The 25,945-nt window shown below is 65.7% G+C and carries 27 protein-coding genes and 1 pseudogene; 9 read left to right on the top strand and 19 right to left on the bottom strand.

Features of this window, described 5'->3' with window-relative positions; all coding sequences use genetic code 11:
• Nucleotides 1-2: 2 nt before the first annotated feature.
• The gene (locus tag VIM95_RS00140) at nt 3-1,769 is read right to left on the bottom strand and encodes an IucA/IucC family protein (protein WP_331981242.1); all 1,767 of its coding nucleotides are present in this window, start codon (nt 1,767-1,769) and stop codon (nt 3-5) included.
• A 146-nt stretch (nt 1,770-1,915) separates the two neighbouring features.
• Here VIM95_RS00140 and VIM95_RS00135 point away from each other — a divergent pair, with 146 nt between their 5' ends.
• Nucleotides 1,916-3,136 (top strand): MFS transporter, encoded by a 1,221-nt coding sequence (locus VIM95_RS00135; RefSeq protein ID WP_331981239.1) that lies wholly within the window; start codon nt 1,916-1,918, stop codon nt 3,134-3,136.
• Here VIM95_RS00135 and VIM95_RS00130 read toward each other — a convergent pair.
• The 15 genes from VIM95_RS00130 to urtA all read right to left on the bottom strand — a co-directional run bounded on the left by VIM95_RS00130 (nt 3,133) and on the right by urtA (nt 15,423).
• Entirely contained in the window at nt 3,133-3,504 is a 372-nt protein-coding gene (locus VIM95_RS00130) for a DUF423 domain-containing protein (protein WP_331981236.1), read from the bottom strand. The two genes, VIM95_RS00135 and VIM95_RS00130, sit on opposite strands and share 4 nt — an antisense overlap.
• Before the next feature lie 85 nt (nt 3,505-3,589).
• Nucleotides 3,590-4,165 carry a HupE/UreJ family protein gene (locus VIM95_RS00125; RefSeq protein ID WP_331981233.1) on the bottom strand — a complete coding sequence of 192 codons (576 nt, stop codon included), beginning with the start codon at nt 4,163-4,165 and terminating at the stop codon, nt 3,590-3,592.
• Between the two features lie 14 nt (nt 4,166-4,179).
• Nucleotides 4,180-4,794 (bottom strand): urease accessory protein UreG, encoded by a 615-nt coding sequence (gene ureG / locus VIM95_RS00120; protein ID WP_331981230.1) that lies wholly within the window; start codon nt 4,792-4,794, stop codon nt 4,180-4,182.
• Entirely contained in the window at nt 4,791-5,300 is a 510-nt protein-coding gene (locus tag VIM95_RS00115) for a GNAT family N-acetyltransferase (RefSeq protein ID WP_331981227.1), read from the bottom strand. The genes ureG and VIM95_RS00115 overlap by 4 nt, the downstream gene beginning before the upstream one ends.
• The gene (locus VIM95_RS00110; RefSeq protein WP_331981223.1) at nt 5,297-5,977 is read right to left on the bottom strand and encodes an urease accessory protein UreF; all 681 of its coding nucleotides are present in this window, start codon (nt 5,975-5,977) and stop codon (nt 5,297-5,299) included. The genes VIM95_RS00115 and VIM95_RS00110 overlap by 4 nt, the downstream gene beginning before the upstream one ends.
• Nucleotides 5,978-5,980: 3 nt before the next feature.
• Nucleotides 5,981-6,469: an urease accessory protein UreE gene (gene ureE / locus VIM95_RS00105; RefSeq protein WP_331981220.1), complete on the bottom strand. Its 489-nt coding sequence runs from the start codon at nt 6,467-6,469 to the stop codon at nt 5,981-5,983.
• Nucleotides 6,470-6,489: 20 nt separating this feature from the next.
• A complete protein-coding gene (gene ureC, locus VIM95_RS00100; protein ID WP_331981217.1) occupies nt 6,490-8,190 on the bottom strand; it encodes an urease subunit alpha in 1,701 nt (566 codons plus the stop codon).
• Entirely contained in the window at nt 8,187-8,492 is a 306-nt protein-coding gene (locus VIM95_RS00095) for an urease subunit beta (RefSeq protein ID WP_331981214.1), read from the bottom strand. Before VIM95_RS00095 ends, ureC begins: the two co-directional genes overlap by 4 nt.
• Nucleotides 8,493-8,501: 9 nt before the next feature.
• Nucleotides 8,502-8,804, bottom strand: coding sequence for an urease subunit gamma (ureA, locus tag VIM95_RS00090; protein ID WP_331981211.1), 303 nt, complete (start codon nt 8,802-8,804; stop codon nt 8,502-8,504).
• 28 nt (nt 8,805-8,832) lie between these two features.
• On the bottom strand, nt 8,833-9,678 hold the full coding sequence (locus VIM95_RS00085; protein ID WP_331981208.1) for an urease accessory protein UreD: 846 nt from the start codon (nt 9,676-9,678) through the stop codon (nt 8,833-8,835).
• Nucleotides 9,679-9,775: 97 nt separating this feature from the next.
• Nucleotides 9,776-10,474 (bottom strand): urea ABC transporter ATP-binding subunit UrtE, encoded by a 699-nt coding sequence (urtE, locus tag VIM95_RS00080; RefSeq protein ID WP_331981205.1) that lies wholly within the window; start codon nt 10,472-10,474, stop codon nt 9,776-9,778.
• A gap of 2 nt (nt 10,475-10,476) precedes the next feature.
• Nucleotides 10,477-11,304, bottom strand: a complete 828-nt coding sequence (gene urtD, locus VIM95_RS00075; RefSeq protein ID WP_331981202.1) for an urea ABC transporter ATP-binding protein UrtD — start codon at nt 11,302-11,304, stop codon at nt 10,477-10,479.
• Nucleotides 11,301-12,461, bottom strand: a complete 1,161-nt coding sequence (urtC, locus tag VIM95_RS00070; RefSeq protein ID WP_331981198.1) for an urea ABC transporter permease subunit UrtC — start codon at nt 12,459-12,461, stop codon at nt 11,301-11,303. Before urtC ends, urtD begins: the two co-directional genes overlap by 4 nt.
• A gap of 11 nt (nt 12,462-12,472) precedes the next feature.
• A complete protein-coding gene (gene urtB / locus VIM95_RS00065) occupies nt 12,473-14,083 on the bottom strand; it encodes an urea ABC transporter permease subunit UrtB (protein ID WP_331981195.1) in 1,611 nt (536 codons plus the stop codon).
• A gap of 65 nt (nt 14,084-14,148) precedes the next feature.
• Nucleotides 14,149-15,423 (bottom strand): urea ABC transporter substrate-binding protein, encoded by a 1,275-nt coding sequence (gene urtA / locus VIM95_RS00060; protein WP_331981192.1) that lies wholly within the window; start codon nt 15,421-15,423, stop codon nt 14,149-14,151.
• Nucleotides 15,424-15,808: 385 nt separating this feature from the next.
• Between urtA and bioA the strand changes: the two genes are divergently transcribed.
• Together bioA and VIM95_RS00050 are read left to right on the top strand one after the other, a co-directional pair.
• Nucleotides 15,809-17,125, top strand: a complete 1,317-nt coding sequence (gene bioA, locus VIM95_RS00055) for an adenosylmethionine--8-amino-7-oxononanoate transaminase (RefSeq protein ID WP_331981189.1) — start codon at nt 15,809-15,811, stop codon at nt 17,123-17,125.
• A gap of 68 nt (nt 17,126-17,193) precedes the next feature.
• Nucleotides 17,194-18,795 (top strand): hypothetical protein, encoded by a 1,602-nt coding sequence (locus VIM95_RS00050; protein WP_331981186.1) that lies wholly within the window; start codon nt 17,194-17,196, stop codon nt 18,793-18,795.
• A gap of 76 nt (nt 18,796-18,871) precedes the next feature.
• On the opposite strand, the gene VIM95_RS00045 is transcribed toward VIM95_RS00050, so the two are convergent.
• On the bottom strand, nt 18,872-20,104 hold the full coding sequence (locus VIM95_RS00045) for a YihY family inner membrane protein (protein WP_331981183.1): 1,233 nt from the start codon (nt 20,102-20,104) through the stop codon (nt 18,872-18,874).
• Between the two features lie 257 nt (nt 20,105-20,361).
• On the opposite strand from VIM95_RS00045, the gene wrbA reads away from it, so the two are divergent.
• From wrbA to VIM95_RS00020, 5 genes are read left to right on the top strand one after another with little or no spacing between them, the layout of a single operon-like run.
• The gene (gene wrbA / locus VIM95_RS00040; protein ID WP_331981180.1) at nt 20,362-20,961 is read left to right on the top strand and encodes an NAD(P)H:quinone oxidoreductase; all 600 of its coding nucleotides are present in this window, start codon (nt 20,362-20,364) and stop codon (nt 20,959-20,961) included.
• Nucleotides 20,958-21,323 carry a DUF2069 domain-containing protein gene (locus tag VIM95_RS00035; protein ID WP_331981176.1) on the top strand — a complete coding sequence of 122 codons (366 nt, stop codon included), beginning with the start codon at nt 20,958-20,960 and terminating at the stop codon, nt 21,321-21,323. Before wrbA ends, VIM95_RS00035 begins: the two co-directional genes overlap by 4 nt.
• 3 nt (nt 21,324-21,326) lie before the next feature.
• Complete coding sequence (locus tag VIM95_RS00030) at nt 21,327-22,298, top strand: biotin--[acetyl-CoA-carboxylase] ligase (protein WP_331981173.1); 972 nt, start codon at nt 21,327-21,329, stop codon at nt 22,296-22,298.
• Nucleotides 22,295-23,050, top strand: coding sequence for a type III pantothenate kinase (locus tag VIM95_RS00025; protein ID WP_331981170.1), 756 nt, complete (start codon nt 22,295-22,297; stop codon nt 23,048-23,050). The genes VIM95_RS00030 and VIM95_RS00025 overlap by 4 nt, the downstream gene beginning before the upstream one ends.
• A gap of 3 nt (nt 23,051-23,053) precedes the next feature.
• Entirely contained in the window at nt 23,054-23,824 is a 771-nt protein-coding gene (locus VIM95_RS00020) for an SPOR domain-containing protein (protein WP_331981167.1), read from the top strand.
• Between the two features lie 64 nt (nt 23,825-23,888).
• On the opposite strand, the gene VIM95_RS00015 is transcribed toward VIM95_RS00020, so the two are convergent.
• Nucleotides 23,889-24,302, bottom strand: coding sequence for a MerR family transcriptional regulator (locus VIM95_RS00015; RefSeq protein ID WP_331981164.1), 414 nt, complete (start codon nt 24,300-24,302; stop codon nt 23,889-23,891).
• Nucleotides 24,299-25,084: a type 1 glutamine amidotransferase domain-containing protein gene (locus VIM95_RS00010; RefSeq protein WP_331981161.1), complete on the bottom strand. Its 786-nt coding sequence runs from the start codon at nt 25,082-25,084 to the stop codon at nt 24,299-24,301. Before VIM95_RS00010 ends, VIM95_RS00015 begins: the two co-directional genes overlap by 4 nt.
• A gap of 210 nt (nt 25,085-25,294) precedes the next feature.
• Between VIM95_RS00010 and VIM95_RS00005 the strand changes: the two are divergent.
• Nucleotides 25,295-25,945: pseudogene (locus VIM95_RS00005) on the top strand (NADH oxidase); the annotation flags it as partial.

The raw sequence follows: 25,945 nt of genomic DNA, 5'->3' as shown, positions 1-25,945 counted from the left end.
TCTCAGGCCGCGGCAATGGCGGCGATGGGGTTGTGGACGGGGACATAGGAGCGGAAGGAGCCTTCCGGCTGGGTGGTTTCGTTCAGATCGGCAAAGCAGATCATGAAGTTGCCCTTGCTCATCAGCTCCTGCGCGGAGAGCAGGTAGTCGACAAAATGCGGGTAGCGCAGCGGTTCGCGGCGCAGGGCCTCGAGGAAACTGCGCAGCCGGCTGGCCAGCGCCACCTCGCTCGCCACCCCGTCGGCACCCAGGGTGGCCATGAGGTTGAACAGGTTGTTGACGATCAGGTAGTAGCCGAACAGCCGGTTGGTCATGGGCTCGTCAAAGGCCAGCTCGGCCGCGGCGCCTATGCCGGGGACCTCCTCTGCCAGGGCGGCTATGGTCTCGGCGCGGAAGGTCGTGCCCTGGCAGTCACGGAACCAGAAGCGGGCCGGCCAGCCATCCTGCAGACCCAGCACGGTGTTCTGCTGGTGGGCGCTGAAGAGAAAGCCGTAGTCGGCCTGGGCGATGAGCAGCGGGCGGATGGCGACGGCCAGGAAGCGGTCGAACCAGTCCAGCGCCATGGTTTCGAGCGGGCACCCGGCTTGCGCAGCCAGGTCGGCGATCAGCCTTGCAGCCATCGAGGGCGAGCCGTCCACGCCGTCCTGGCAGAAGGTGGCCATTACATAGGCGGTCTCGCCTGCCGGAAAGGGGTTGTCGCGGAAGATCACAAAGCTCTCGGCCAGCGGCGTGCCCTCGGGGCTCAAGAGCGCCAGGGCAGCGGTCTCATGCAGGATGCCCAGGGTCGGGCAGCGGGCCTGCAGCTCCCGCCCCAGTTGGCTGGCGAAGGCGCCGTGGATCAAGCGGCCGCGGCCGACCTCGGCCGACTGCAGCACGCGGCGTGAGTTGGTGAGCCGTACTGACAGCGAGAACTTGAGCATGGCCGGCGCGTGCGGGGCGTAGACCGTGCGCAGCGAGGAGGTCGGGAACCAGTCCGTACCCCGCTCGCCCAGGTCGACCAGGGCATTGCGTTCGCGCCAGTGCCGATAGCTGGCGGTCTGCCGTAGCAGCCGTGCCTGCCAGGGGTGGACCGGCAGCCAGTACCAGCCATGTTCACGTGGATAGTCGGCCTGCATGCCGGCCAGGGCCGGGTCGCTGCCCACCAGCGCTTCCAGCTGCTGGGCGGCGCGCTCTGCGCCGGATTCGGTCTGCCACAGCGCTTCCTCGCGCACCGCGAACCAAGCCAGCGGTGTGCGGCCGCCGAACTCGGGGCTGTAACGCGCCAGGTCCTCGGTGGTGAATTCATCGCGGCTCTTGGGCGTGGGGTGGACTGCATGGCCGTAGACCAGGCCCTGCTCGGCGGCCAGATAGTCGGCCTCGGGCCACTGCATGGCCTGCAGGGCGGGGGTGCGTTGCTGCTCGGCGGCCAAAAGATTGGCAGCGCTGTCGAGCACGCGGCGCAGGAACAGCCGGCGGGCGGCGTCGCCGGTGCCGGGTGCCAGGGTGGGCTCGCCTGCCAGCAGCGCCACGGCCTGGGCGAAGTCGAGCTCGAACGGCATACCTCCGGCGGGATGGAAGTGGATAGTGCCCTCGAAGCGGTGTCGGCCGGCGGGGGAGTAGTGCTGCAACGGCAGGTGCAACAGGCCCTGCGGGCGGGTCAGCGGCAGTAGCAGGGTGCCGGGTTGGCCCACTGTAGGGGCTTCGTGGCGGGCCTGTGGCCACTCCCGCCATAGCGCGTTCATGAAGGCGGTCAGCGACGCGACCTCGGCGCGGATGCGCGATGGTTCCATGGTTCCTCCTGGGATACGGGGTGTTGTTGTCATGCAGGTGGCATGTCTTTTTTAGAAAATAAACGATAATTATTCGTATTTGCAAATGAATGCTTCGCTACTACAATGCGCCGCCACTTCGAACACCAAGTACCGAGGGGAAAAGATTGACCACAACGACCTACGAGCCGGCTGTAGCTGGCCAGCAACAAGCTTCCGGCGGCCAACGCGCCGATAGCCGCACCCAGCTGGTGCTGGCCGTCGCCGCGCTGGTCATGGGTCTGGGGCAGACCACGCTGTTCACCTTTTTGCCCTTGTTGATGGAGCAGACTGGCCTCTCATTGGCGCGCATCACCACTGCCTTTGCGGTGGGCTCGGGCCTGTTCCTGATCGGTGCGCCGCTATGGAGCCGGGCCTCGGACCGATTGGGCCGCCGGCCGGTGGTGGTGGTGGCTCTGCTGGGCTTTGCACTGAGCCATGGCCTGTTGCTGTGGCAGCTCACGTTAGGCAGTGCCTGGGCAGGGCAGGAAGCCATGCTGATGCTGGGGCGGGTGATCTACGGCCTGACCGTGTCTGGCCTGGTGCCGACCTGCCAGGCTTGGCTGCTGGACCTCTCGGGTAGTGAGCGGCGGCTGGGCGTGCTGTCGCGTTTTTCTGCCGGATTGACCTTGGGACGTCTGCTGGGGCCGGCGCTGGCTGCCGCCAGCCTGTGGCTGAGCCCGCAGGGGCCGCTCTGGTTGGTGGCCCTGGCCGCCTGGCCGGCCTTGCTGCTCTTGCCGCTGGCCGCGATGGCACCGCGCTCCGATAAGGCGCAACAGGCGGTGGTGCTGGATAAGCGCAACCTGGCGCTGTGGCTGGGCCTGGCGCTGGCCATGCAGATTGCCCTGGGCCAGGTGCAGTACACCTTGGGCCCCTGGCTGGCGCTGCGCTTTGAGTTGACGCCTCTGGCCGCATCCAGCCAGTTGGGGTGGGTGCTGACCGGCGGTGCGCTATGGGTGATGGTGCTACAGCTGGGGGTGGTGCCGCGCTGCCAGGCCGGTCGCGGTCTCTTGCTGACGGGGGGCGCCGCCATCCTGCTTTCGGGCTTGCTGTTCGCGCTGGGGCAATCTCCCTGGCTGGCCTGGCTGGGCTTTGCCGCGCTCGGTAGCGCGGCCTCCCTCCTGGTGCCGACCTACACCACCCTGGCTACCCAGGCTGCCGGTGCGGCCGGGCAATCGCGCGTGGCCGGGCTGATCGCAGCCGCCCATACCGTCGGCTTCTCGCTGGCTGCCGCCTTGGCGGGGGCGCTATTTGGTGTGCTGCCAGCGGCACCGTTCTGGCTGGTGGCGGTCTTGGGCTTGGTGGTGCTGCTTATGGCGGCGAACGTCCCGGCGCGGGCTACGGACTAACGCCCTCGTTTCCAACCGGCGACAAACAGCGCGGCCCAGCCAGCCAGCAGGGCCAACCCGCCCAATGGCGTAACCATGCCCAGGCGCGGGCTGTCGGTCAGCACCAGGACGTACAGGCTGCCGGAGAACAGCACCGTGCCGAGCACGAACAGACGCCCGGCCCACTGCCCCCAGCCGCCCAAGGTACTGGCGCCGGCCGCCAGGGCCAGCAGGGCCAGGCTGTGCAGCAGCTGGTACTGCACGCCGGTCTTGAATACATCGAGATAGGCCGGGCTGAGTACGGCCTTGAGGCCGTGAGCACCAAAAGCGCCCAGGGCAACGCCGCTGAAGCCGCCGAGCGCGGCCAGCATGAGCCAGTTACGTTGCATGGTAGAAACCTGTACCCAAATAAAAACCGCAGGCTACGTTAAAGCCTGCGGTTTTGCAGCCGCTGCGGCGAAACGCCGCAGCCATTCAAGCGAGCAAGAGATAACCACCGGCCAGGCTGGCCAGCAGGCCAAAACCACGCTGCCAGCGGCCATGGCCGGCACCCATCTTGCCGAACAGGATGCCGGTGCAGTGCAGCAGGGCGGTAGCGAGCAAGAAGCCGCCAGCGTAGCCCCAGGGGTTGCCATCCTGCGGCAGTTCGCCACCGTGGGCAATGCCATGGGCGAGCGCGGCCAGGCTACAGGCGAGCGCACTCAGCCAGGTAGGCAGGCTACGGGCCTGCGCGATCAAAAGGCCGAAGGCGATGACGCTGACGGCGATGGCAGCCTCGGTAAAGCCCATGGAAAAACCGGCCATGCCCAGCGCGCCACCGACCGCCATGGTGGCGACAAAGCTAAGCGGCAGCGCCCAGACGTGGCGGCCGCCTTGCTGGGCCGACCAGACGCCGACCGAGAACATGGCCAGGAGATGGTCCCAGCCGAACAGCGGGTGGGTGAAGCCGGCCACAAAGCCGTGCACATGGTCGACGCCGCTATGGGCCAAGGCTGGCAGGGCGGCCGTGGCAGCCAGGCCGGCGATCAACAGTCGGGTAGTGTTCTTCATGGGTGCTCCCTGATTTATGCCGCCAGCAGCATGCCGCGGCTTTCTATGGTCTGGATGATCTCGGCCAGGCCCTGGCCGGTCTTGAGATTGCTGAACAGAAAGGGCCGCTCGCCGCGCATCTTGCGGGCGTCCGCGTCCATGACCTCAAGCGAGGCCCCGACATGTGGGGCGAGGTCGATCTTGTTGATGACCAAGAGGTCGGACTTGCAGATGCCAGGTCCGCCCTTGCGCGGGATCTTCTCGCCGGCGGCGACGTCGATCACGTAGATGGTGAAGTCCGATAGCTCGGGGCTGAAGGTGGCGGCCAGGTTGTCGCCGCCCGATTCGACAAAGACCACATCGAGCTCGGGAAAGCGGCTGTGCAGGCGGGCCACGGCTTCGAGGTTGATGGAGGCGTCTTCGCGGATGGCGGTATGCGGGCAGCCGCCGGTTTCCACCCCCAGGATGCGCTCGGGCGGCAGGGCCTCATTGCGCACCAGAAAGGCGGCGTCCTCCTGGGTGTAGATGTCGTTGGTCACGGCGGCGACTTGGTACTTGTCGCGTAGTGCGCGGCAGAGCGCCAGGGTCAGGGCGGTCTTGCCCGAGCCAACAGGGCCGCCGATGCCGACGCGCAGTGGGGTCTTGTTCATAGCAGGGTTTCCTCGATGGACGCAGCCGTGTTGAGCGGCTTGCGCATATTGCGATAGGTGGGCAGCGGGTAGCCGGCATGGGTGCCGAAGCTCGCGTGCACATAGCCGCGCTCGCGATAGAAGCGTTGCTGTACCTCCAGTACCAGCCGCACCGACAGGCAGCAGGCCTCGGCGCCCTGCGAGCGGGCTTCTGCTTCTGCCGCACAGAGTAGGGCGGCGCCTATGCCGCGGCCGCGTTGGTCTGGCAGCACCGAGAGGCGGTCCACATAGGCCTCCTCGCCACGCAGGTGCAAGAAGATGCAGCCCACCAGGTCACCATTGGCCTCGGCGACGATGGCGCGGGCGCTCTGCAGTTCGGCGCGTACCACCTCCAGGGTTTTGCGCTCGGCGCTGGAGGGCGGGTCCAGCCGGCCGGCGTACTGGGCAAAGGCGGTACGTATCACCTGCAGCATGGCGGGCAGGTCGGCGTCGGTATGAAAGCGCAGGCGGTAGTCGTGGTCGCTCATGAACGGAATAATCGGCTGTATTGGGTTTCGTGCAGGCAACTCGCCAGGGCATAGCCGGGCGCCAGGTTGTGCCAGTCGGGTTCGGGCAGGGTGGCGGCAGTGCGGGCGACTTCCGCTGCCTGTGGTACCAGCAGTGAGAGCAGGCGCTGGCCTTTGGCTTGGCCCAATGGCAGTGCTTTCATCAGCACCACCACCTGGTTCTCCAGCCAGTTCCAGAGGCAGGCCGCGATGGCCGCTTCGGCCGGAATGGCCCAGCTGCTGGCAGCCAGCGCATAGAGGCAGGGCCAGCTCGGGTGTTTGAGGGTGGCGGCCTGCGCGTATAGCTGCGGGTCAAGGTCGGGCAGGCCCGCCAGCAACTGCTGCATGGAGTAGCCCACCTGGCGGGTCTCGGCACGCAGCTCGGCCGTCTCGCGACTAGCCAGGTAGTCGGCATCAAGGCGTGCAACCTCGGCCAGATCGCCGGCTTGCCAGGCCGCCATCAGCGCCGCCAGGAGCGGTGCCTCGTAGGTGGCCAGATTCAGTCGCAAGAGCGCGCCTATCCAGCCGGCGGCCGAGTCAGCATCGTGCACCGTACCGCACTCGATGGCCCACTCCAGTCCCTGCGAATAGCTGTAGGCCCCGACCGGCAAGGTAGGGCTGGCCAGGCGCAGGAGTTGCAACAGGGCCAGATTGTGCATGGCTCAGCCCTTGGCAAAATCGTGGATGCGTGGCTTGCGCACGAACTCGCTGTCGCCATGCGAGTGCGGTGTACCGGCATAAGCGCCGGCTTCGGGCTCGAAGGGCGCCTCCAGGGCGTGCAGCTCGGCGCCGAGCTGGACCAGGAGGTCACGCAGCACGTAGTCGTCCAGGAGGCGCAGATAGTCCGGCCCCACCTCCAGCATCACATGGCGGTTGCCCAGGTGGTAGGCCGCGCGGGCCAGCTCGCGGGCGTCGCGGCAACGCACTTCGATCACCGCCTCGGGCTTGGCGACGATGCGCAGGGTACGGCCGTCTTCTGCCTTCAGGCAGTCGCCACCGCGCAGCACGGCGCCGCGGTCGAGGAAGAGGCCGATTTCTTCGCCATTGCCGAGACGGGTACGCAGCCGGCTCTTTTGCCGCAGCTCGAAAGGCAGGGCCAGCTCGGCATCGGTCTGCTGCTGGGCGGGAATGCGTTCGGTGATCAACCACATAGGAGCTACCTCGACGGGGCCTAAAACAGGAAATAGCGCTGCGCCATGGGCAACACGCTGGCGGGTTCGCAGATCAAAAGCTGGCCGTCGGCCCGCACCAGGTAGTTCTGCGGGTCGACCTCGATGCGCGGGCAGTAGCTGTTGAGCTTGAGGTCGGCCTTGCCCAGTTTGCGTATGCCGCGTACCGCGCTGAGGGTCTTTCGGAGCCCCAGTGCATCGCCCACCCCGGCCGCCAGCGCAGCCTGCGAGACAAAGGTCAGCGCGGTACTGGCCATGGCCGAGCCAAAGGCGCCGAACATGGGCCGGTAGTGCACCGGCTGTGGGGTGGGGATGGAGGCGTTGGCGTCGCCCATGGCGGCGGCGGCGATCATGCCGCCCTTGATGATCAGGCTGGGCTTCACGCCGAAGAAGGCGGGCTTCCACAGCACCAGGTCGGCGAGCTTGCCGACCTCGATCGAGCCGACCTCGTGTGCCACGCCGTGGGTCAGCGCCGGGTTGATGGTGTACTTGGCGATATAGCGGCGGGCGCGGAAGTTGTCGTTGCCGGCCGCGTCCTCGGCCAGCTTGCCGCGCTGCGCCTTCATCTTGTCAGCCGTCTGCCAGGTACGCAGGATCACCTCGCCCACCCGGCCCATGGCTTGCGAATCGGACGACAGCATGGAGAAGGCGCCCAGGTCGTGCAGGATGTCCTCGGCGGCGATGGTCTCGCGGCGGATGCGGCTCTCGGCAAAGGCCACGTCCTCGGCGATGGCCGGGTCGAGGTGGTGGCAAACCATGAGCATGTCGAGATGCTCGTCGATGGTGTTGACGGTATAGGGCCGGGTCGGGTTGGTCGAGGAAGGCAGCACATTGGCCTCGCCACAGGCCTTGATGATGTCCGGCGCATGGCCGCCACCGGCCCCCTCGGTGTGGTAGGTATGGATGGTGCGGCCCTTGAAGGCGGCCAGGGTGGTCTCGACGAAACCGGATTCATTGAGGGTGTCGGTATGGATGGCCACCTGCACGTCCATCTCGTCCGCCACGCTCAGGCAGTTGTCGATGGCGGCCGGGGTGGTACCCCAGTCCTCGTGCAGCTTGAGGCCGATGGCGCCGGCCGCGACCTGCTCGCGCAGGGGCTCGGCCAGACTGGCATTGCCCTTGCCGGTGAAGCCCAGATTCATGGGGAAGCTGTCGGCCGCCTGCAGCATGCGCGCCATATGCCAGCGGCCGGGGGTCACGGTGGTGGCATTGGTGCCGGTGGCAGGGCCGGTGCCACCGCCTATCATGGTGGTCACCCCGCTCATCAGCGCCTCTTCGATCTGCTGCGGGCAGATGAAGTGGATATGGCTGTCTATGCCGCCGGCGGTGATGATCATGCCCTCGCCGGCAATGATCTCGGTCGCGGCGCCGATCACGATGTTCACGCCGGGCTGGATATCCGGGTTGCCGGCCTTGCCTATGCCGGCAATGCGGCCGTGCTTGAGGCCGATGTCGGCCTTGACCACGCCCCACCAGTCGAGGATCAGCGCATTGGTGATCACGGTATCGGCCACCTCGGCGTCCAGCCGCTGGCTCTGGCCCATGCCGTCGCGGATCACCTTGCCGCCGCCGAACTTCACTTCCTCGCCGTAGATGGTGTGGTCCTGCTCCACTTCCAGCCACAGGTCGGTATCGGCCAGTCTGACCTTGTCGCCCACGGTGGGGCCGAACATCTCGGCATAGGCCTGGCGGGTAATCTTCATAGCGCCCCCATGACCCGGCCCTGAAAGCCGTAGATGCGTTTATCCCCGGCGACCTCGACCAACTCTACGGTGCGGTGCTGGCCGGGTTCGAAGCGCACCGCCGTACCGGCCGGGATATTGAGCCGGAAGCCACGTGCGGCGGCCCGATCGAAACTCAGTGCGTCGTTGGTCTCGTGGAAGTGGTAGTGCGAGCCGACCTGTATGGGCCGGTCGCCGGTATTGGCCACTTCCAGGGTGAGGGTGCGGCGGCCGGCATTGAGTTCGATCTCGCCGGGGGCGGCGACGATTTCGCCTGGGATCATGGCGCGCTCCTACGGTATGGGGTGGTGGACGGTTACCAGCTTGGTGCCGTCGGGGAAGGTGGCTTCAACCTGGATCTCGGGGATCAGCTCGGCGATGCCCTCCATCACGTCCTCGCGGCTCAGGAGGGTGGTGCCGTAGCGCATCAGCTCGGCCACGCTGCGGCCATCGCGGGCGCCCTCGAGTATGGCGGCCGAGATGTAGGCCACCGCCTCGGGGTAGTTGAGCTTGAGGCCACGGGCCTTGCGCCGTTCGGCCAGGAGGCCGGCGGTGAAGATCAAGAGCTTGTCTTTCTCGCGAGGGGTCAATTCCACTCTCGTGCTTCCTTTGTTGTCGGTTCGGTCAGGTTTGCCAGATGCGTGGCACGATCGCCGGTGCACCCAGCAGTGTAGGGCGCAGGGTCTGCCAGGCCTGGGTAAAGGCGGCGCGTAAGGGCTCGGCCCGGGCAGCAAGGCCGCGCAGTACCAGCAGGCCGTCGAGCTGGGTCCAGCCCAGCCGCAGGCCGGGTGCCGAGGGCAGGGCGCGCAGCAGGGCCAGGGTGTCGGCATCGACCTGGCCGCTCAGCAGCAGGGTGCCCATGACGGGTTGGCCGGCGAGGCCTACCGGCGCGTCGAGCAGGGGGTCACCCCCCCGCAATAGCGCGCGCTCAAGCAGCAGCGGCGTGCCATCGGGCCGTTGAATGCGCAGGGTCTGGCGCCAGCTGCCGCGCTTGAAGCGCTCGCCCGCGGCCGGCCGGCCCAGGCAGATCAGGTCCCAGCAGGCCAGCCTCGCCCCTTCTGCCAGCTCAATCTGCAGTTGCGAACGGGCACGGGCGCCGTCGTAGACGATGGTCTCCTGCGGCAACCACTCCAGCGTGCCGCCGGTGGCCACCCGTAGTTGTATGACCTGGCTCGCCTCGGGGCCAATGGAGCCGTACCACTTGGCGGCACCGGGGGTGGTCAGCAGGGCGTGGGCACCGCTGCCGACGGTGATGTCCTGCTGCAGCATGTCGCCACCGGCGATGCCGCCTGGAGGGTGCAGCACGATGGCGTGGCAGACTGTCCCGCCCTCGGGGTAGAGCGGCTTCTGTACCGTCAACGGGCCGTACTGTTCCAGTCGGCGCATGACGGTACGGCCGGCCTGCTGCTCGAAGCCGAGCTGCAGGGCCGCGCGCCAGGGCGCGAGCGTCGGGGGCGGGTGCATTTGCATGGGATCAGCTTAGCGCCTGGCCGGGCGGGGGCCAGCCGTGAATACGCATAGTGGATATCGCGCAACGGAGTGGATGGCGAAGGAGAGGCAAGGGCATTCAGATGGCCAGCAGATTGCGCACCGCGTCGTCGCGCATCTCGCTGCCTGCGCCCTGGCGTATCAGCTCCCCGCGCGACATCACGGCATAATTTTGGGCCAGGCTGGCAGCAAAGTCGTAGTACTGCTCCACCAAGAGGATGGTCATCTCGCCACTGGCCGCCAGCTGGCGGATGACCGCCTCGATATCCTTGATGATAGAGGGCTGGATGCCTTCGGTCGGCTCGTCCAGGATCAAGAGCTTGGGGCGGGCGGCCAAGGCCCGGCCTATGGCCAGCTGTTGCTGCTGGCCCCCCGAGAGGTCGCCGCCACGGCGCTGGCGCATCTCGCGCAGCACGGGGAACATGGCGTAGATCTCTTCGGGTATCTGCTGTGCCGCGCGGCCGCGCAGGGTGGCAAGGCCCATGCGCAGGTTTTCCTCCACCGTCAGCCGGGCAAAGATGTCGCGCCCCTGCGGCACATAGCCCATGCCGGCACGTACCCGCCGGTGGGTGGGCCAGTGGGTGATGTCCTCGCCCTGCCAGCGTATCTGGCCGGTGCGTACCGGCACCAGGCCCATCAGCGCCTTGAGCAAGGTGCTCTTGCCCACGCCGTTGCGGCCCAGGAGGGTGCTGACCTGGCCCTGCGGTGCGGCAAAGCAGATCCCGCGCAGGATATGGCTACCACCGTAGTATTGGTTGAGTCCTTCGATTTCCAGCATCGCTAGCGCCCCAGATAGACCTCGATCACGCGTTCGTCCTGCTGCACCTGCGCGAGCGGCCCTTCGGCCAGTACGCTGCCCTCGTGCAGCACGGTCACCTTGCCGCCCAGCCGAGCCACGAAGTCCATATCGTGCTCCACCACCATCAGGGTGTGGCTGCCGGCGAGCGAGACGAACAGCTCAGCGGTCTTGGCGGTCTCGTGGTCGGTCATGCCGGCCACTGGTTCGTCCAGCAGCAAGAGCTGCGGCTCCTGCATCAGCAACATGGCTATCTCCAGCCATTGCTTCTGGCCGTGCGAGAGCTCGCCAGCCGGGCGGTGGGCGGCTTCGAGCAGGTTGACCCGCGCCAGCATCTCGGCAATGCGGTCGCGTGCTTCGCTGCCGAGCCTGGCGTGCAGGCTGGCACGGGCACGCTTGTCGGCCTTCATGGCCAGCACCAGGTTCTCGAACACATTGAGTGGCTCGAACACGGTGGGCTTCTGGAACTTGCGGCCTATGCCGGCGGTGGCGATCTGCGGCTCGTTGAGCCGGCTCAGATCTATGGTCTGGCCAAAGAAGGCGCGGCCGCTATCGGGCCGGGTCTTGCCGGTGATCACGTCCATCATGGTGGTCTTGCCGGCACCGTTGGGGCCGATCACGCAGCGCAGCTCGCCCGCATCCAGGGTCAGGGTCAGCCGGTTGAGGGCGCGAAAGCCGTCAAAGCTGACCGTGATGTCCTCAAGGTAGAGTATGGGGCCGTGCGAGGTGTCCACCCCCTCGGGCACCGGCCGGGCATAGCCCACCGGCTCGCTTTCGCGGTCGGCGATGTCGCTCGGCTCCAGCTCGCTCATGACTGTGCCTCCGCTGGTGCAGGTTTACGGCGCTGGCGCCAGCTGGCCAGGGCACCCACTACCCCATTGGGCAGCCATAGGGTGCTGATGATGAACAGCCCGCCCAGGCAGAACAGCCACAGCTCGGGAAAGGCCTGGGTGAAGAGGCTCTTGCCACCGTTGACGATGCCGGCGCCCAAGAGCGGCCCGAGCAAGGTGGCGCGGCCGCCCACCGCCACCCAGATGGCAATCTCGATCGAGTTGCCCACGCTCATTTCGCTGGGGTTGATGATGCCCACCTGCGGTACATAGAGCGCACCGGCCAGGCCGCAGATCACGGCCGAGAAGGTCCATACCGCCAGCTTGTAGTGCAGCGGCTGGTAGCCGCAGAACATGACCCGCGACTCGGCGTCGCGGATGGCGGTCAGCACCCGGCCGAACTTGGCGGCGATCAGCCAGCGGCTCAGCAGCACCAGACCAAGGAGGCACAGCCCACTCAGTGCGCACAGCACCATGCGGGTCTCCGCTGCGGCGATGGGAAAGCCGGCAATGCGCTTGAAGTCGGTAAAGCCGTTGTTGCCACCAAAGCCGGTCTCATTACGGAAGAACAGCAACATGGCGGCGTAGGTCAGCGCCTGGGTGATGATGGAGAAGTACACGCCCTTGATGCGCGAGCGGAAGGCAAAGTAGCCGAACACCAGTGCCAGCACGCCCGGCACCGCCAGCGCCAGCAACAGGCAGTACCAGAGCTGGTCGGTGTAATGCCAGTACCAGGGCAGGGCCTTCCAGTCGAGGAAGACCATGAAGTCCGGCAGATCGCTCTGGTACACCCCTTCGCGGCCTATCGAACGCATCAGGTACATGCCCATGGCGTAGCCACCCAGGGCAAAGAAGAGGCCGTGCCCGAGCGAGAGGATGCCGGTATAGCCCCAGATCAGATTCATGGCCAGGGCCACCATCATGTAGCAGAGGATCTTGCCGCACAGCGCCACGGTGGTGGTGGAGAGGTGCAGCGGGTGGCCGTCTGGCACCCAGAGGTTGAGCACGGGCATGAGTACGGTAAACAGCGCCACCGTGGCCAGTACCGTCAACCAGCCTGCACGGCCCAGCGGGCCGGCGCCGGTGCTGGGCAGGGTGGTGGTGCTGGGCGGGGGCAGGGTTTCGATCTTGGCGTTCATACGGCTTCCCCTCAGCGCTCGACCATGCGGCCCTTGAGCGCAAAGAGGCCCATGGGACGTTTCTGTATGACCAGCACGATCAGCAGCAGGATGCCGATCTTGGCCAGCACCGCGCCGATCTGCGGCTCAAGGAGCTTGGCCAGCATGCCGAGCCCCAGGCTCGCCAGTACCGTGCCGGCCAGCTGGCCCACGCCACCAAGCACCACCACCATGAAGGAGTCGACGATATAACCCTGGCCCAGGTCCGGCCCCACATTGCCGACCTGCGAGAGGGCCACCCCCGCGAGGCCGGCGATGCCCGAGCCGAGGCCAAAGGCCAGCATGTCGATCTTGGCCGTACTGACCCCCACGCAGGCCGCCATGGGCCGGTGCTGGGTCACGGCGCGAACGTAGAGACCCATGCGGGTCTTGTTGATGATGGCCCACACCGCCAGCAGCACAAGACCGGCAAAGGCAATGATGGCCAGGCGGTTATAGGGCAGCACCAGGTTGGGCAGCACCTGCCAGCCGCCGCTGAGCCAGCCGGGGTTGGCCACTTCCACGTTCTGGGCGCCAAAGATCAGCCGCACCGCCTGCATCAGCACCAGACTGATGCCCCAGGTGGCCAGTAGCGTTTCCAGGGGCCGGCCGTAGAGGTGGCGGATCACCAGCCGCTCCAGCGCAACGCCAAGAAGGCCGGTGACCACAAAGGCCACCGGCAGGGCGGCCAGCAGATAGCCCTCCTGCCAAGCCGGCAGATGGCTGCGGAAGAGGCTCTGTACCAGGTAGCTGCAGTAGGCGCCTATCATCAGCATCTCGCCATGCGCCATATTGATCACGCCCAAAAGGCCATAGGTGATGGCGAGGCCGAGTGCGGCCAGCAAGAGGATGGAACCAAGGCTTACCCCGGTGAAGAGCTGGCCGGCCACCTCGGCCCAGAAGAGGCGTTGTTTGACTTCGCGCAGGCTGGCGGCCAGTTCGCTTGCTACCTGCGGGTCGCGCTCCTTCTCGGTAGCGGCTTCCAGCAGGCTACGGATCTGTGGAGTGGCGCTCTCACCCAGGGTGCGGGCGGCGCCGGCACGCACGGCGGCGTCCGGCGATTGCAATTCAGTGCGGGCCACAGCCAGCGCCAGCGCGACCCGCACGGCGGTATCGGTTTCCTTGTCCAGGCGCTGCTTGAGCTGCGGCATGGCGGTTTCGTCATTCTGCTCGGCCAGCGCCTGTACCGCGGCCAGCCTTACCGCCGGGTCGGCGTGGCTCAGCTGCAGCTGGGCCAGGGCGGCTTCCAGGGTACGGCGTATGCGGTTGTTCAGCAGTGCATGTTCCAGCTGCTCGGGGGCGAGCGGGCTGGCCTGGCCGCTCAAGGGGTCCACTGCCTTGCCATCGCGCAGCAGCAGTACACCGCCGTCCGGCGTCAGCAATAGGGCATCGTTGTGCAGCGCTTGCAATACCGTTAGCGCTTGCGGGTCACTGCCCTGGGCCAGCTCGACGATGGCGGCGATGCGCTCGTCGTTCTCGCCGCTGGCAATGGTTTGCAGCGTGGCCGGGCTTAGCGCCAGGGCCTGGCAGGTGGTCAGGGTCAGGATGCTGCTGGCCAGGCTGCGCCGGAGCCGGCGCAAGAGCGTAGGGAGCGGGATGGGCATGGCGGTGTCCATGGTTCCGAAGGGCGAGGGCAAGGGGGCCAAGGCCCCCTTGCCGGCGGCTGGGCTTATTTGGCGGCAGCCAGGACCGGTTCGTCCTTCTTCTTCTCGTTACCCGCGATAAAGGGGCTCCAGGGCTGGGCCTTGATCGGGGTCTTGGTCTTCCAGACCACGCCGAACTGACCATTGGCCTGGACCTCGCCGATCATCACCGGTTTGTGCAGATGGTGGTTCTTGGCATCCATCTCCAGCACAAAGCCCGAGGGGGCTTTGAACTTCTGGCCACCCATGGCCGCGATCACCTTGTCCACATCGGTGCTCTTGGCCTTCTCTACCGCCTGTGCCCACATATGGATGCCGACATAGGTCGCTTCCATCGGGTCGTTGGTCACCACGGTGTCGGCATTGGGCAGCTTGTTCTTCACCGCCCAGTCCTTGTAGAGCTTGATAAAGGCGGTGTTCTCAGGGTTCTTCACCGACTCGAAATAGTTCCAGGCGGCCAGGTGGCCCACCAGCGGCTTGGTATCGATGCCGCGCAGCTCCTCTTCACCGACCGAGAAGGCCACCACCGGCACGTCAGTGGCCTTGAGGCCGGCGTTGCCCAGCTCCTTGTAGAAGGGCACGTTGGAATCACCATTGATGGTAGAGATCACGGCGGTCTTCTTGCCCTCGCCGGCGAACTTCTTGATCTTGGCGATGATGGACTGGTAGTCGCTATGACCGAAGGGGGTGTACTCCTCCATGATGTCGGTCTCGGCCACGCCCTTGGATTTGAGGAAGGCGCGCAGGATCTTGTTGGTGGTGCGCGGGTAGACATAGTCGGTACCCAGCAGCACGAAGCGCTTGGCCTCGCCGCCGTCCTTGCTCATCAGGTACTCCACCGCCGGAATGGCCTGCTGGTTGGGCGCGGCGCCGGTGTAGAAGACGTTCTTCTCGAGCTCTTCACCCTCGTACTGCACCGGGTAGAACAAGAGGCCGTTCAGTTCCTTGTAGACCGGCAGTACCGACTTGCGCGAGACCGAGGTCCAGCAGCCAAAGGTCACCGCCACCTTGTCCTTGCTCAGGAGCTGGCGGGCTTTTTCAGCAAACAGCGGCCAATTCGAGGCCGGGTCCACCACCACCGGTTCCAGTTTCTTGCCCAGCACCCCGCCCTTGGCATTGATTTCGGCGATGGTCATCAGCGCTGTTTCCTTCAGCGCGGTTTCCGAGATCGCCATCGTGCCCGACAGCGAGTGCAGGATGCCGACCTTGATGGTATCGGCCGCCCGAGCTGCCAGGCTCATGCCAGCAAGGCCCATGGCCACTGCGACTGTGCTTGCCTTCAATACCGTACGACGCTTCATGACGCTTCCTTCCTAGAGATAAGAGACTAAGGGGAACGATCTGTGTCTGGCCGAGGGCCAGACTGGAGCACGACTGGTAAAGCGGCTCTGCCCTTGCTGTGACTGCGGGTGGGCAGAGCGGGTGCAACGGTGTGGCACTGCGTGCTGGCCCAGGTAGCAGGGGCGGCGCATCGGCAATGTCATAGCAGAAGGCATGCCATGCATTGCGCTGCAGCAAAATGCTTGTCTAGTCATGGATGTCAGCCAGGAATGGATTGCTGGAGAACTTGTCTATGCACCAAAGCGGCGCAGTTGACCTGGTGTGGTGCGCTGCATCAGGGAAAGGCTTTACAGGCGCAGGCAGGCTGCGTAAAAGCGCAGGCAGCAAATCGCGGGAAGCACCTCTATGGCAAACCTCAATGAGTCCTGGCTGCAGCGTAGCCGGCAGGCTGTCTGGCACCCCTGTACCCAGATGAAGCAGCACGAAACGCTGCCCATCGTTCCCATCGCCCGTGGCGAAGGGCCCTGGTTGATCGACTTCGAGGGCAAGCGCTACCTCGATGGTGTCAGCAGCTGGTGGGTCAATCTGTTTGGCCACGCCAACCCGCGCATGAACGCCGCCATCCTGGACCAGATGAACACCCTGGAACATGTGATCCTGGCGGGCTTTACACAGAAGCCGGTGGTGGAGCTGTCGGAAAAGCTCGGCCAGCTTACCGGCCTCGGGCACGCCTTCTACGGCTCGGACGGCGCCAGTGCCACCGAGATTGCGCTCAAGATGAGCTACCACTACTGGCGCAACCGCGGCCGAGAGGCCAAGACCGGCTTTGTCAGCCTGCAGAACAGCTACCACGGCGAGACCCTGGGGGCGCTTTCGGTCACCGATGTGCCCTTGTTCAGTGCCACCTATGCGCCGCTATTGCGCCAGACCCACCGCGTGCCGAGCCCGGACTGGCGTCTGGCCGAGCCGGGCGAGACGCCCGAGCAGTACGCGGAGCGGGCGGCCGACGCACTGGAGGCGCTGTTCCAGCGCGAGGCCGCTAACCTTGCCGCCTTGATCGTCGAGCCGCTGTGCCAGGGTGCGGCCGGCATGGCCATGTACCACCCGCGCTATCTGCAGCGCGCGCGCGCCTTGTGCGATACCTACCAGGTACACCTGATCGCCGACGAGATCGCCATGGGCTTTGGCCGCACCGGGACGATGTTCGCCTGCGAGCAGGCCGGCATACGGGCGGACTTCCTCTGCCTCTCCAAGGGTATTACCGGCGGCTATCTGCCGCTCTCGACCGTGCTGTGTACCGACGAGGTCTACGCCGCCTTCTATGACGACGAGGTGGTGCGTGGCTTTCTGCATAGCCATAGCTATACCGGTAACGCGCTGGCCTGCCGCGCGGCGCTGGAGGTACTCGCGATCTTCGAGGATGAGGACGTGCTGGCGGCCAATCGGGCCAAGGCGACCGCGGTGGCGGCGGACTTCGCCCGCCTCGCCAGCCACCCGCGCGTGCAGAATGCGCGCCATTTGGGCATGATCTGGGCCTTCGAGGTCAGCGACGCCTTGCCCGGCTTTTCCGGGCGCTGCTTCGAGGCGGCGCTGGCGCAAGGTGTGCTGCTCAGGCCGGTGGGGCAGACGGTCTACCTGATGCCACCCTATGTGGTCAGCGTTGCCGAGCTGCAACAGGTGTTCGCTACCCTTCAGACACTGCTGGATAGCGGCTTGTGCTGAGCTTGCCCTGCAGCGCGTAGCCCGCGAATATCGCCTATAAAATAACGAGATTCCCTCCGCGAAAGCCCATGTCGCTCGCCCTCTCCGTGCCGGAGCCGATCACCGGCTACACCCTCAGTGTCGAGACCAATCCCAAGGCGCTCAAGGCCTGGTTGGTATCCCTGCCGCCCGCCAACCTGCAGGAGACGGCGCGGGCGATCTTTGATGCGCTGACCACGCTCAACCGCGTCAAGCTGGATGACGACACCCGGCTCAAGCTGCTGGAGCACTACCAGCTGGCCATCGATCTGTTGGACGCACCGCTGGAGGCAACCTATACCTCGGCCGCCATGCCGGCCAAGGAAAAGCACAAGCAGGCGGCGGTGCTGGCGCGCAATCTGCAGCTGGAGCTGGCCAATGGCTACAAGCTGGTGCTGCTGGAGCGCCTGCAAGTGCGTTTCAGCCTCGGTAACAAGCATATCCCGCAGCTGATCCAGAAGCTCCTTGCCACCTACTACAAGCTGATGTGGGTCTGCTGCAAGAGCTACACCCCGGTGCCGCCCGGCGTCTGGCAGGAGGTGCATAGCCTCTTTCGCCACACCATCCAGCACAAGCTGATCGACCAGCCCGAAGGCGTGGACCCGATCCGCACCCTGGGTGGCTGCTACAAGCAGATTTTGCTGCTGGCCCTGGCCGACCCCTACCGCTACCACCCGAGCGAGCACGACAAGATCCAGGATCTGATCCGCAACTACGGTAGTGCGGCGGTGTTCCAGCCACTGGGCAGCCAGCCCAGCCCCAATACTCCGGCCGGCTACTTCCTGGTGCGCATGGATGCCGACGTGGCACCGACCTATCTGGGCCAGAAGCCGCTTGATGTGGAAGCCAGCAACGCCATCCTGCTCGACACCATGGAGATGGCCAAGCTCCTGCACAAGGCCCTGCATGTGGTGGAGCAGAAGTTGCCTGGTGCCAATGACCGCAGCAAGGCACAGGCTTGGATAGACCTGCTCAGGCGAGTGACCCGGCAATGGAGCATCGCGCCCAAGCGGGTGTTCCAACGCATCCGTGCCAACAGCCATGTAGAGATGGTGGTGGGTTTGCGCATGGCGGCCTTCTACCTGAACGGTGCCCAGCCGTTGTTGCAGCCGGTGGTGCTGGATGACAGCGTGGTCGAGATCACGGCCGAGGGGCCGATCAGCATCTCTGGCGCGAGCTATGGTCCGCCGGACGACTGGCTGCTGCTCAACGAAAGTCCTGGCGGCTTTGCGCTGCGCCTGCAGCCGGCGCCGCAGAACTGCGCCTACCGGGTGGGCGATGTAGTGGCCTTGCGTGGCAAGCCGGAGGACGACTGGATGGTGGCCTGCATACGCTGGTTGCAGGCCATGCCCAATAGCGATTCGGTGGAGATCGGCATCCAGGTGCTGGCACCGCAGGGTCAGCCGGCCCTGGTACGGCCAGTGACCAGCCATCCCGGTGTGACCTTCCAACCCTGCGTGCTGCTACCCGAGGTGGCGGCGCTCAAGCAGCCGGCCATGCTGCTGGCACCACGCGGTACCTTTGGTGCCATGCGCGAGCTGGCGATCTATACCGATGAGGGCGAAAAAGTGGTGCGCTCGGCCCGTTTGAGCGAGCAGGCAGTGGGTTACGAGCTGTTCGAGTATGCCGAGACGCTAGGCGTATACAGGTAGTTGATCCTTATTTGATCCGCCATGCAATGCAAAACAGCCCGCAACGCGGGCTGTTTTGTTTTCCAGGCGATCTGCCTCAAGGCACCTGGGCGTTGGGGTCGCGCTCGCAACGCGCCAATTCGGCTAGGGTGACGTTGAGGGTGGCGTCGATCTGGCCGAATTTGGCGTTCAGGAGATCATGCAGCCGGTCGGTAGCGCGTGGCGGGGTGACTGGTCTGCGTACCAGCAGGTAGTAGAGTTCGGCCAGGGTGATGCGCTCCAGGGCGGTCGCCAATAGCCAGCCATCCTGGCGGGTGGGCTGGGTCCAGCTCTTTTCTGCCAGCCGTTCCAGAAGACCATGCAGCTCGTCCTGGCCGATGGACAGCGCGCGGCGCAAACCATCCAGCGTCGGGGTGTAGCCCTCGCGGCGGGCTTCATCCAGCTTCAGCAGTAGGCGTACCGCGTCGTACAGCCTTTGGCCGGCGTGTACCCGCCGCCGCCAGGCTTCGCCGTGCCAGTAGGAGAGGCTGGCACTCAGTACCGCCCCCGCGAGGATGATGAGCCAGATCAGGTAGAGCCAGAGCAGGAAGATGGGCAGGGCGGCAAAAGCGCCGTAGACCAGCTTGAAGGTGGCGAACTTGCGCACGTAGAGCCCGAACAGGCTTTTCATGACCACCAGCGAGAAGGTAGCGAAGGCACCGGCCAGCATGGCGTGCTGGGCCGGCACCGGGCAGTTGGGCACCACCCGGTAGAAAAGGCCGATGCCTGCCAGCGCCAACAGAAAGCCGGAGCCACTGAGGGTGGCGGCCAGCATGCCGCTGCGGTCCTCCAGCCAGCCTATCAGCGACAGGCCGATGCCCAGCAGCAAAGGACCCAGTGTGAGCACGCCCCAATAGGTCAGCGTCTTCACCAGCCAGGTACGCTGGCGGCGTATGCGCCAGATGCGGTTGAAGGTCCGGTCTATGGTGCCCATCATGGCAATGGCGGTCAGCGCCAGGGTGGCGGTGGAGAGTGCGGTCAGCTTGCCGGTATTGTCGGTGAACTGGCGCATATAGACCGTGATCACCTTGCCGGCCGAATCGGGCACCAGATTGCTCAAGAGGAAGAGCTTGAAGCGGCCCGACAGGTCGTCGAACATCGGGAAGCCGGAAAAGATGGTCAGCGCGATGGTGAGAAAGGGCACCAGCGCCAGGAGGGTAGTGAAGGTCAGACTGCCGGCTGCCTCCAGGCAGCGGTCGTCGCGTAGCCGGCGTAGCACGAACAGACCGAAGTCCAGCGGTGCAGGCAGGCGGTTCATCATCTTGCGGCGGTAGTCGGACAGGCGGAGCATTGGGCAGGTCGGGAAGTTGATGCCCGCGACTATCCCTCAATTGCGCGCGATGGCAAAGCCCTTAGAGCCTGTTCATGATCTTTTCACGTCGGCGTTCGCAGCACTGCCGGCTGAAGTGCAAGGCGCAAGCGGCTTGTAACGCCGCAATTGGCTGGCATGGCGACGAACTCCGCGGCGGTATGAAAAGATCATGAACAGGCTCCGAGGCCGCAACAGCCCCTATAATCGCCATTCCATTGTTTTTTGCAGTGTTTTTCATGGCTGAACTGCTGGTCCTCTACTATTCCCGCCACGGTGCAACCCGGCAACTGGCACAACTTGTTGCCCGCGGCATCGAATCGGTACCCGGCTGCCAGGCGCGGGTACGTACCGTGCCGGCGGTTTCCACCGTGACCGAGGCGACCGAGCCGACTATCCCCGATAGCGGCGCCCCCTATGTGGAGCTGGCGGATCTGAAGGAGTGCATCGGCCTGGCGCTGGGCAGCCCGACCCGCTTTGGCAATATGGCCGCGCCACTCAAATACTTCCTCGACGGCACCAGCGCCGACTGGCTGGCTGGCACCCTCGCCGGCAAGCCGGCGGCAGTGTTCACCAGTACCAGCAGCCCGCACGGCGGCAACGAGGCTACCCTGCTGACCATGATGTTGCCGCTGTTGCACCATGGCATGCATCTCGTTGGCATCCCCTACAGCGAACCCGGCCTGACCCTGACCGCTGGGGGCGGTACGCCCTATGGCGCCAGCCATGTCGCCGGTCATGATGGCCGCCGGCCGCTCGATGAGCACGAGAAGGCGCTGGCCATGGCACTGGGCAAGCGGCTTGCCACCACTGCCCTGCAATTGGCGAGGCCACTATGAAGCCGGCTGCGCTCGATATCCTGGTGCGGCAGAGCCGCAACGGTACCTTGGCAGGCCTCTTGGCCCTGATTCTGCTGTGTCTGGCCTGGGAGGGCTGGATCGCGCCTTTGCGGCCGGGCTCACTGATGTGGCTCAAGGCGCTGCCGCTCTTGTTGCCCGTGGCCGGTGTGCTGCGTGGCCGCCGCTATACCTATCAGTGGCTCAGCATGTTTATCCTGGCCTGGTTTATCGAAGGCGTGATGCGGGCCTGGAGCGACAGCGGCACGCTGCGCTTCCTCGCGGTGCTGGAGATCATCCTCAGCACCTGGATCTTCTGCTGTACCGTGGTCTTTGCCCGGCTGACCCGGCCGGCACGGGACTGAAGCGTGGATACCTACGCCCTTTTGCGCCTGCTCAATGCCGACGAGTTCCGCCCCGGGCCGGAGCTTGCCGAGGCGCTGGGCGTCAGCCGGGCCAGCGTCTCGCTGGCGCTGAAGTCTGCGGCCGAGCTGGGGGTCGAAGTCCATACCGTCAAGGGCCGCGGCTACCGCTTGGCCCGCCCCATCGCCTGGCTCGACGAAGCGCAGGTCGCGCAAGGGCTGGGCCCATCGGTTCGCTATTTCGACCTTAAGCTGTTCGACGAGATCGACTCCACCAACACCGCCCTGCTGACCGAAGCGCACCGCGGTGCGCCGGCCGGGCTGGTCTATGCCGCCGAGCGGCAGACCAGCGGCCGTGGCCGGCGGGGCCGCAGCTGGCAGGGTGAGCTGGGCGACGCGCTGATGTTCTCGCTGTTGTGGCGGTTTGGCCTGGGGGTGGCCGATCTGTCCGGTCTCAGCCTTGCGGTCGGCCTGGCCGTTGCGCGGGCGCTGGAAGGCCTGGGCGTGGTCGATGTGCGGCTGAAGTGGCCCAACGATATCGTCACCAGTGTCGGCGCCAAGCTCGGTGGCATCCTGATCGAGGTGGCCGGTGAAGCGCATGGTCCCTCGAGTGTGGTGATCGGCATCGGCCTCAATCTGCATTTGTCCGAACAATTGCGCGGTGGCCTGGATCAGGCGGCGGAGTCGCTGGCCCTGCTGGGCTATAGCGGCGATCGCAATCGCCTGCTGGCCGCGGTGCTCGCGGAGCTGGCGCAGCTGTTGCCGGCCTTCGAGCAGCAGGGCTTTGCGCCGCTGCTGCCGGACTGGGAGGCGCGCCATGCCATGCAGGGCGCACCGGCCCGCCTATTGCAGCCCAATGGCGAGGTGCTCGAGGGCACCGCCTTGGGTGTTGCGCCGGATGGTGCCTTGCGCTTTGCCACCGCCCAGGGCGAGCGACGCGTGCACGCCGGCGAAGTCAGTTTACGGAGAGCACTATGAGTACCTTGTTGCTCGATGCCGGCAACAGCCGGCTCAAGTGGCGCTTGCTGGACGAGGGGGCCTTCCTCGACGAGGGAGCGCTGGATTACGCCAAGCTAGATGAGTTGGCCCTGCGGCTGGCCGATCATCCACCGGTGGAGCGGGTGCTGGGTTGCAACGTGGCCGGCACCGAGGTGGGCCAGCGGCTCGACGCCTTGCTGGCACCCTGTCCCATCGCCTGGCTCAGGCCAGAGGCGCATAGCGGCGGCCTGCACAACCACTACCGCAACCCGGGCCAGCTTGGAGCCGACCGCTGGGCGGCCCTCCTGGGGGCGTTTGAGGTCTCGGCCGGACGTGATTGCGTGGTAGTCATGGCAGGAACCGCCATGACCGTGGATGTACTGACCGCCAAGGGCGAATTCCTGGGCGGTATCATCGTCCCCGGCTTCAAGCTGATGCGGACTGCGCTGGCCCAGGGCACGGCCGATCTGGGCCTGCCCGATGGCGACCAGGCGGACTTCCCGCAATCCACCGGCGAAGCCATCGTCAACGGTGCCTTGCAGGCCCTGGTCGGCGCCATCGAGGAGATGCGCTTGCGGCTGGAAGGGATCAGCGGCAAGCCGGTGCGGGTGCTGCTGTCGGGCGGCGATGCCACACTCCTGACCCCCTTGCTGGCCCCGAGGCTGGCGGGACGCCTGTTGCCTGTTGATAATCTGGTGCTGCGCGGCCTTGCCCGCCTCGCTTTTCCCGAAGCCCGCCGGAAGGAATCCTGATCCATGAAGTGGCTGTTTATCCTGCTTGTGGCCGCCAATCTGCTGTTCTTTGGCTATACCCGCCTTGCCGAGGCGCCGCCGCCGGTCAACTGGAAGAGCCGCCAGGTCAAGGCGGAGCAATTGAAGCTGGTGGCGGCCGATGCACCCAAGCCGGTCGCCATGGTGGCCGCGGCCGATGCGCCCGCTGCGGCACCGATCGCGAGTGCAGAGCCTGCCCAGCCTGTTGTGGCTGAGAAGAGCGAGAACAAGGTCGAGGCCAAGCCGGCAGAAAAGGCTGCGAAGGCAGAGGATAAGGCAGATACCAAGGGCGGCCAGCTGTGTCTGGCCTGGCGTGGCATCCTGCCCGAAGACATGCCCAACGCCCGCAAGCAACTCGCGGCGCTCAAGCTCGGTGGCGAGGTCAAGGTCGACAGCAGCGAGCCCGAAGGGCCACGGCGCTTCTGGGTCTATATCCCGCCACGCCCCACGAATGAGGACGCACAGAAGAAGGCCGAGGAGCTAAAAGCCCTGGGTGTGGATGACTTTTTCGTGGTCAACGACGGCAGCCGCTGGAGCCATGCTATCTCCTTGGGACTGTTCTCGACCCAGGAGGCCGCCGACCGCCGGCTGGAGATGGTCAAGCAAAAGGGCGTGCGCACCGCGGTCGCTCGCGAGCGTGGCGAAGCGTCCGGCAAGACCCTCTTGCTGCGCCACGTGGCCAAGTCGGCCAAGGCCGACCTGAGCCGCGCCGCCACCGGCTTCAAGGGCAGCTCGGTCAGCGAGACCGGTTGCTGAGCCGCGACGGCGCGGCAGCAGAAAATGGCGACCTGCGGGTCGCCATTTTCATGGCTGCGCGGGGCTATTTGCCTTTCGACAAGCCCAGGCTGGCCATGACCCGGCTGGCGTTCTCGCGGCAGCCCATATCGTCCGGTTTGGCTTCGATCAGGCGTATCAATGACTCGATATGCGCCTTGCTCTCCTTGAGGCGCGCCTGCATGGCCTCGATATCGGCGACCTTGCGCCTGAGCGTGTCCATCAACTCCTCATGCCGCCAGGATGAAATATCGGCCGGCAGGATCTGCTTGATCTCCTCCAGCGAAAAGCCGGCCTGTTGCGCATCGGCAATGATGGCCAGCACGGCGACCGTCTCTGCCGGGTAGTCGCGGTAGCCGTTGAGCCCGCGCTTGGCCGGCGGTAGGAGGCCCTTGGTCTCATAGAAGCGGATGGCCGAGGTGGCCAGACCACTGCGCTTGGCCAGCTCGCCTATCCTCATGGCGATTCTTGCCGGGAGAGCGCGCTCAGCAGGGCTTGCGCCACGGCCTTGCTGGAGCCAGGGTTCTGGCCGGTGACGATGCGACCGTCGATCAAGGCAAAGCTGCCAAAGGGCAGCAGCGACTTCTCATAGCGCGCGCCCTTGGCCTCCAGCTCGGTCTGCAAGCTGTAGGGCACCTGGTCCTTTACGCCGGAGAGGGTTTCCTCAAGATTGGAAAAGCCGGTAATGCGCCGGCCCGCGATCAGCGGCGTGCCGTCTTCGGCCTGGAGGTTGATCAGGCCGGCCGCGCCATGGCAGACTGAAGCCACCACGCCGCCCTGGCGGTAGATGGCTTCTGCGGTGCGCTTGAGCGCCGCACTGTCACGAAAGTCCCACATGGTGCCGTGGCCGCCGGTGTAGAAGATGGCCCGGTAGGCGGCCGGGTCGACCTCGGCCGCCGCCTTGCTCGCATGCAGCAGCGCCATAAAGGTCGGGTCCTGGAGGTGGGCGCGGGCTTCGACGTCCATATAGAGCCAGCCCTGACTGCGCTCATCCAGCGGTACGGCACCGCCTTGCGGGCTGACGAAGTCCACCTCGAAGCCAGCACCCTTGAGCGCGTCGTAGACATGGGTCAGCTCGGTCAGCCATAGCCCGGTCTTGTCCTGCCGGCTGGGGTAGCGATCATGATTGGTCATGACCACCAGCACCTTGCCGGGGCGGCTGGCCGCGCTGGGTGCTGCGCTTGCGGTTTGCATCATGGTCAGCGACATGGCGATCAGGACCAGCTTCTTGAATAGGGACATGGTGCTTACCCTCCGATGTTAGGACATGTGCCCCAAGCCTGCCGGTCAGCCTCGGGCGCTGGGCAGATGGGGTTGGAGCGGATGCTAAGTTTGAAGCACGCTTAAAGGTCAAGGGCTGCCTGGGGCGGTAAAAATCCCGCTGTTTCTGCCGCTTGACCTTTAAGCGTGCTTCAAACTTATGGTGCGCCCATCGCTACCCAGGAGAGCACGATGAGCCCCTACACCGAACTGACCCTGCCCAATGGCAGCCGTTTGCCCAACCGCCTTGCCAAGGCCGCCATGGAAGAAAACATGGCCGACCGTGACCATGCTCCCTCTGCTGAGCTCATACGCCTGTACCGGGCCTGGGCCGAGGGTGGGGTGGGGCTGATGATCACCGGCAATGTCATGGTGGACCCGCGCGCCATGACCGGGCCGGGTGGGGTGATGCTGGCGTCCGAGCAGTTCGGCACCCGCTTTGCCGCCTGGTCGGCGGCCGCCCGCTCGCAGGGGGCGCAGGTCTGGATGCAGATCAACCACCCAGGCCGGCAGATGCCGGCGGCGCTGGGGCAGGAGACCATTGCTCCCTCGGCGGTGGCCATGGAGCTAGGCAATTTTTCCAGGCAGTTCGCCACGCCGCGCGCCATGAGCGAGGCCGATATTGCCGAGGTGAAGACGCGCTTCGTCCGCACGGCGCAACTGGCGGAGCGCTTCGGCTTCAACGGGGTGCAGATCCATGCCGCGCACGGCTATCTGCTGAGCCAGTTCCTTTCCCCCATCACCAATCGGCGCGAGGATCGCTGGGGTGGCAGCCTGGAAAATCGCGCCCGCCTCCTGCTTGAGATCGTCCAGGCAATACGCCAGGCCGTGGGGGTGAGCTTT

This window comes from Chitinimonas sp., assembly GCF_036568685.1.
GTDB lineage: Bacteria > Pseudomonadota > Gammaproteobacteria > Burkholderiales > Chitinimonadaceae > Chitinimonas.
This window is presented reverse-complemented; position numbering and strand designations above follow the sequence as displayed.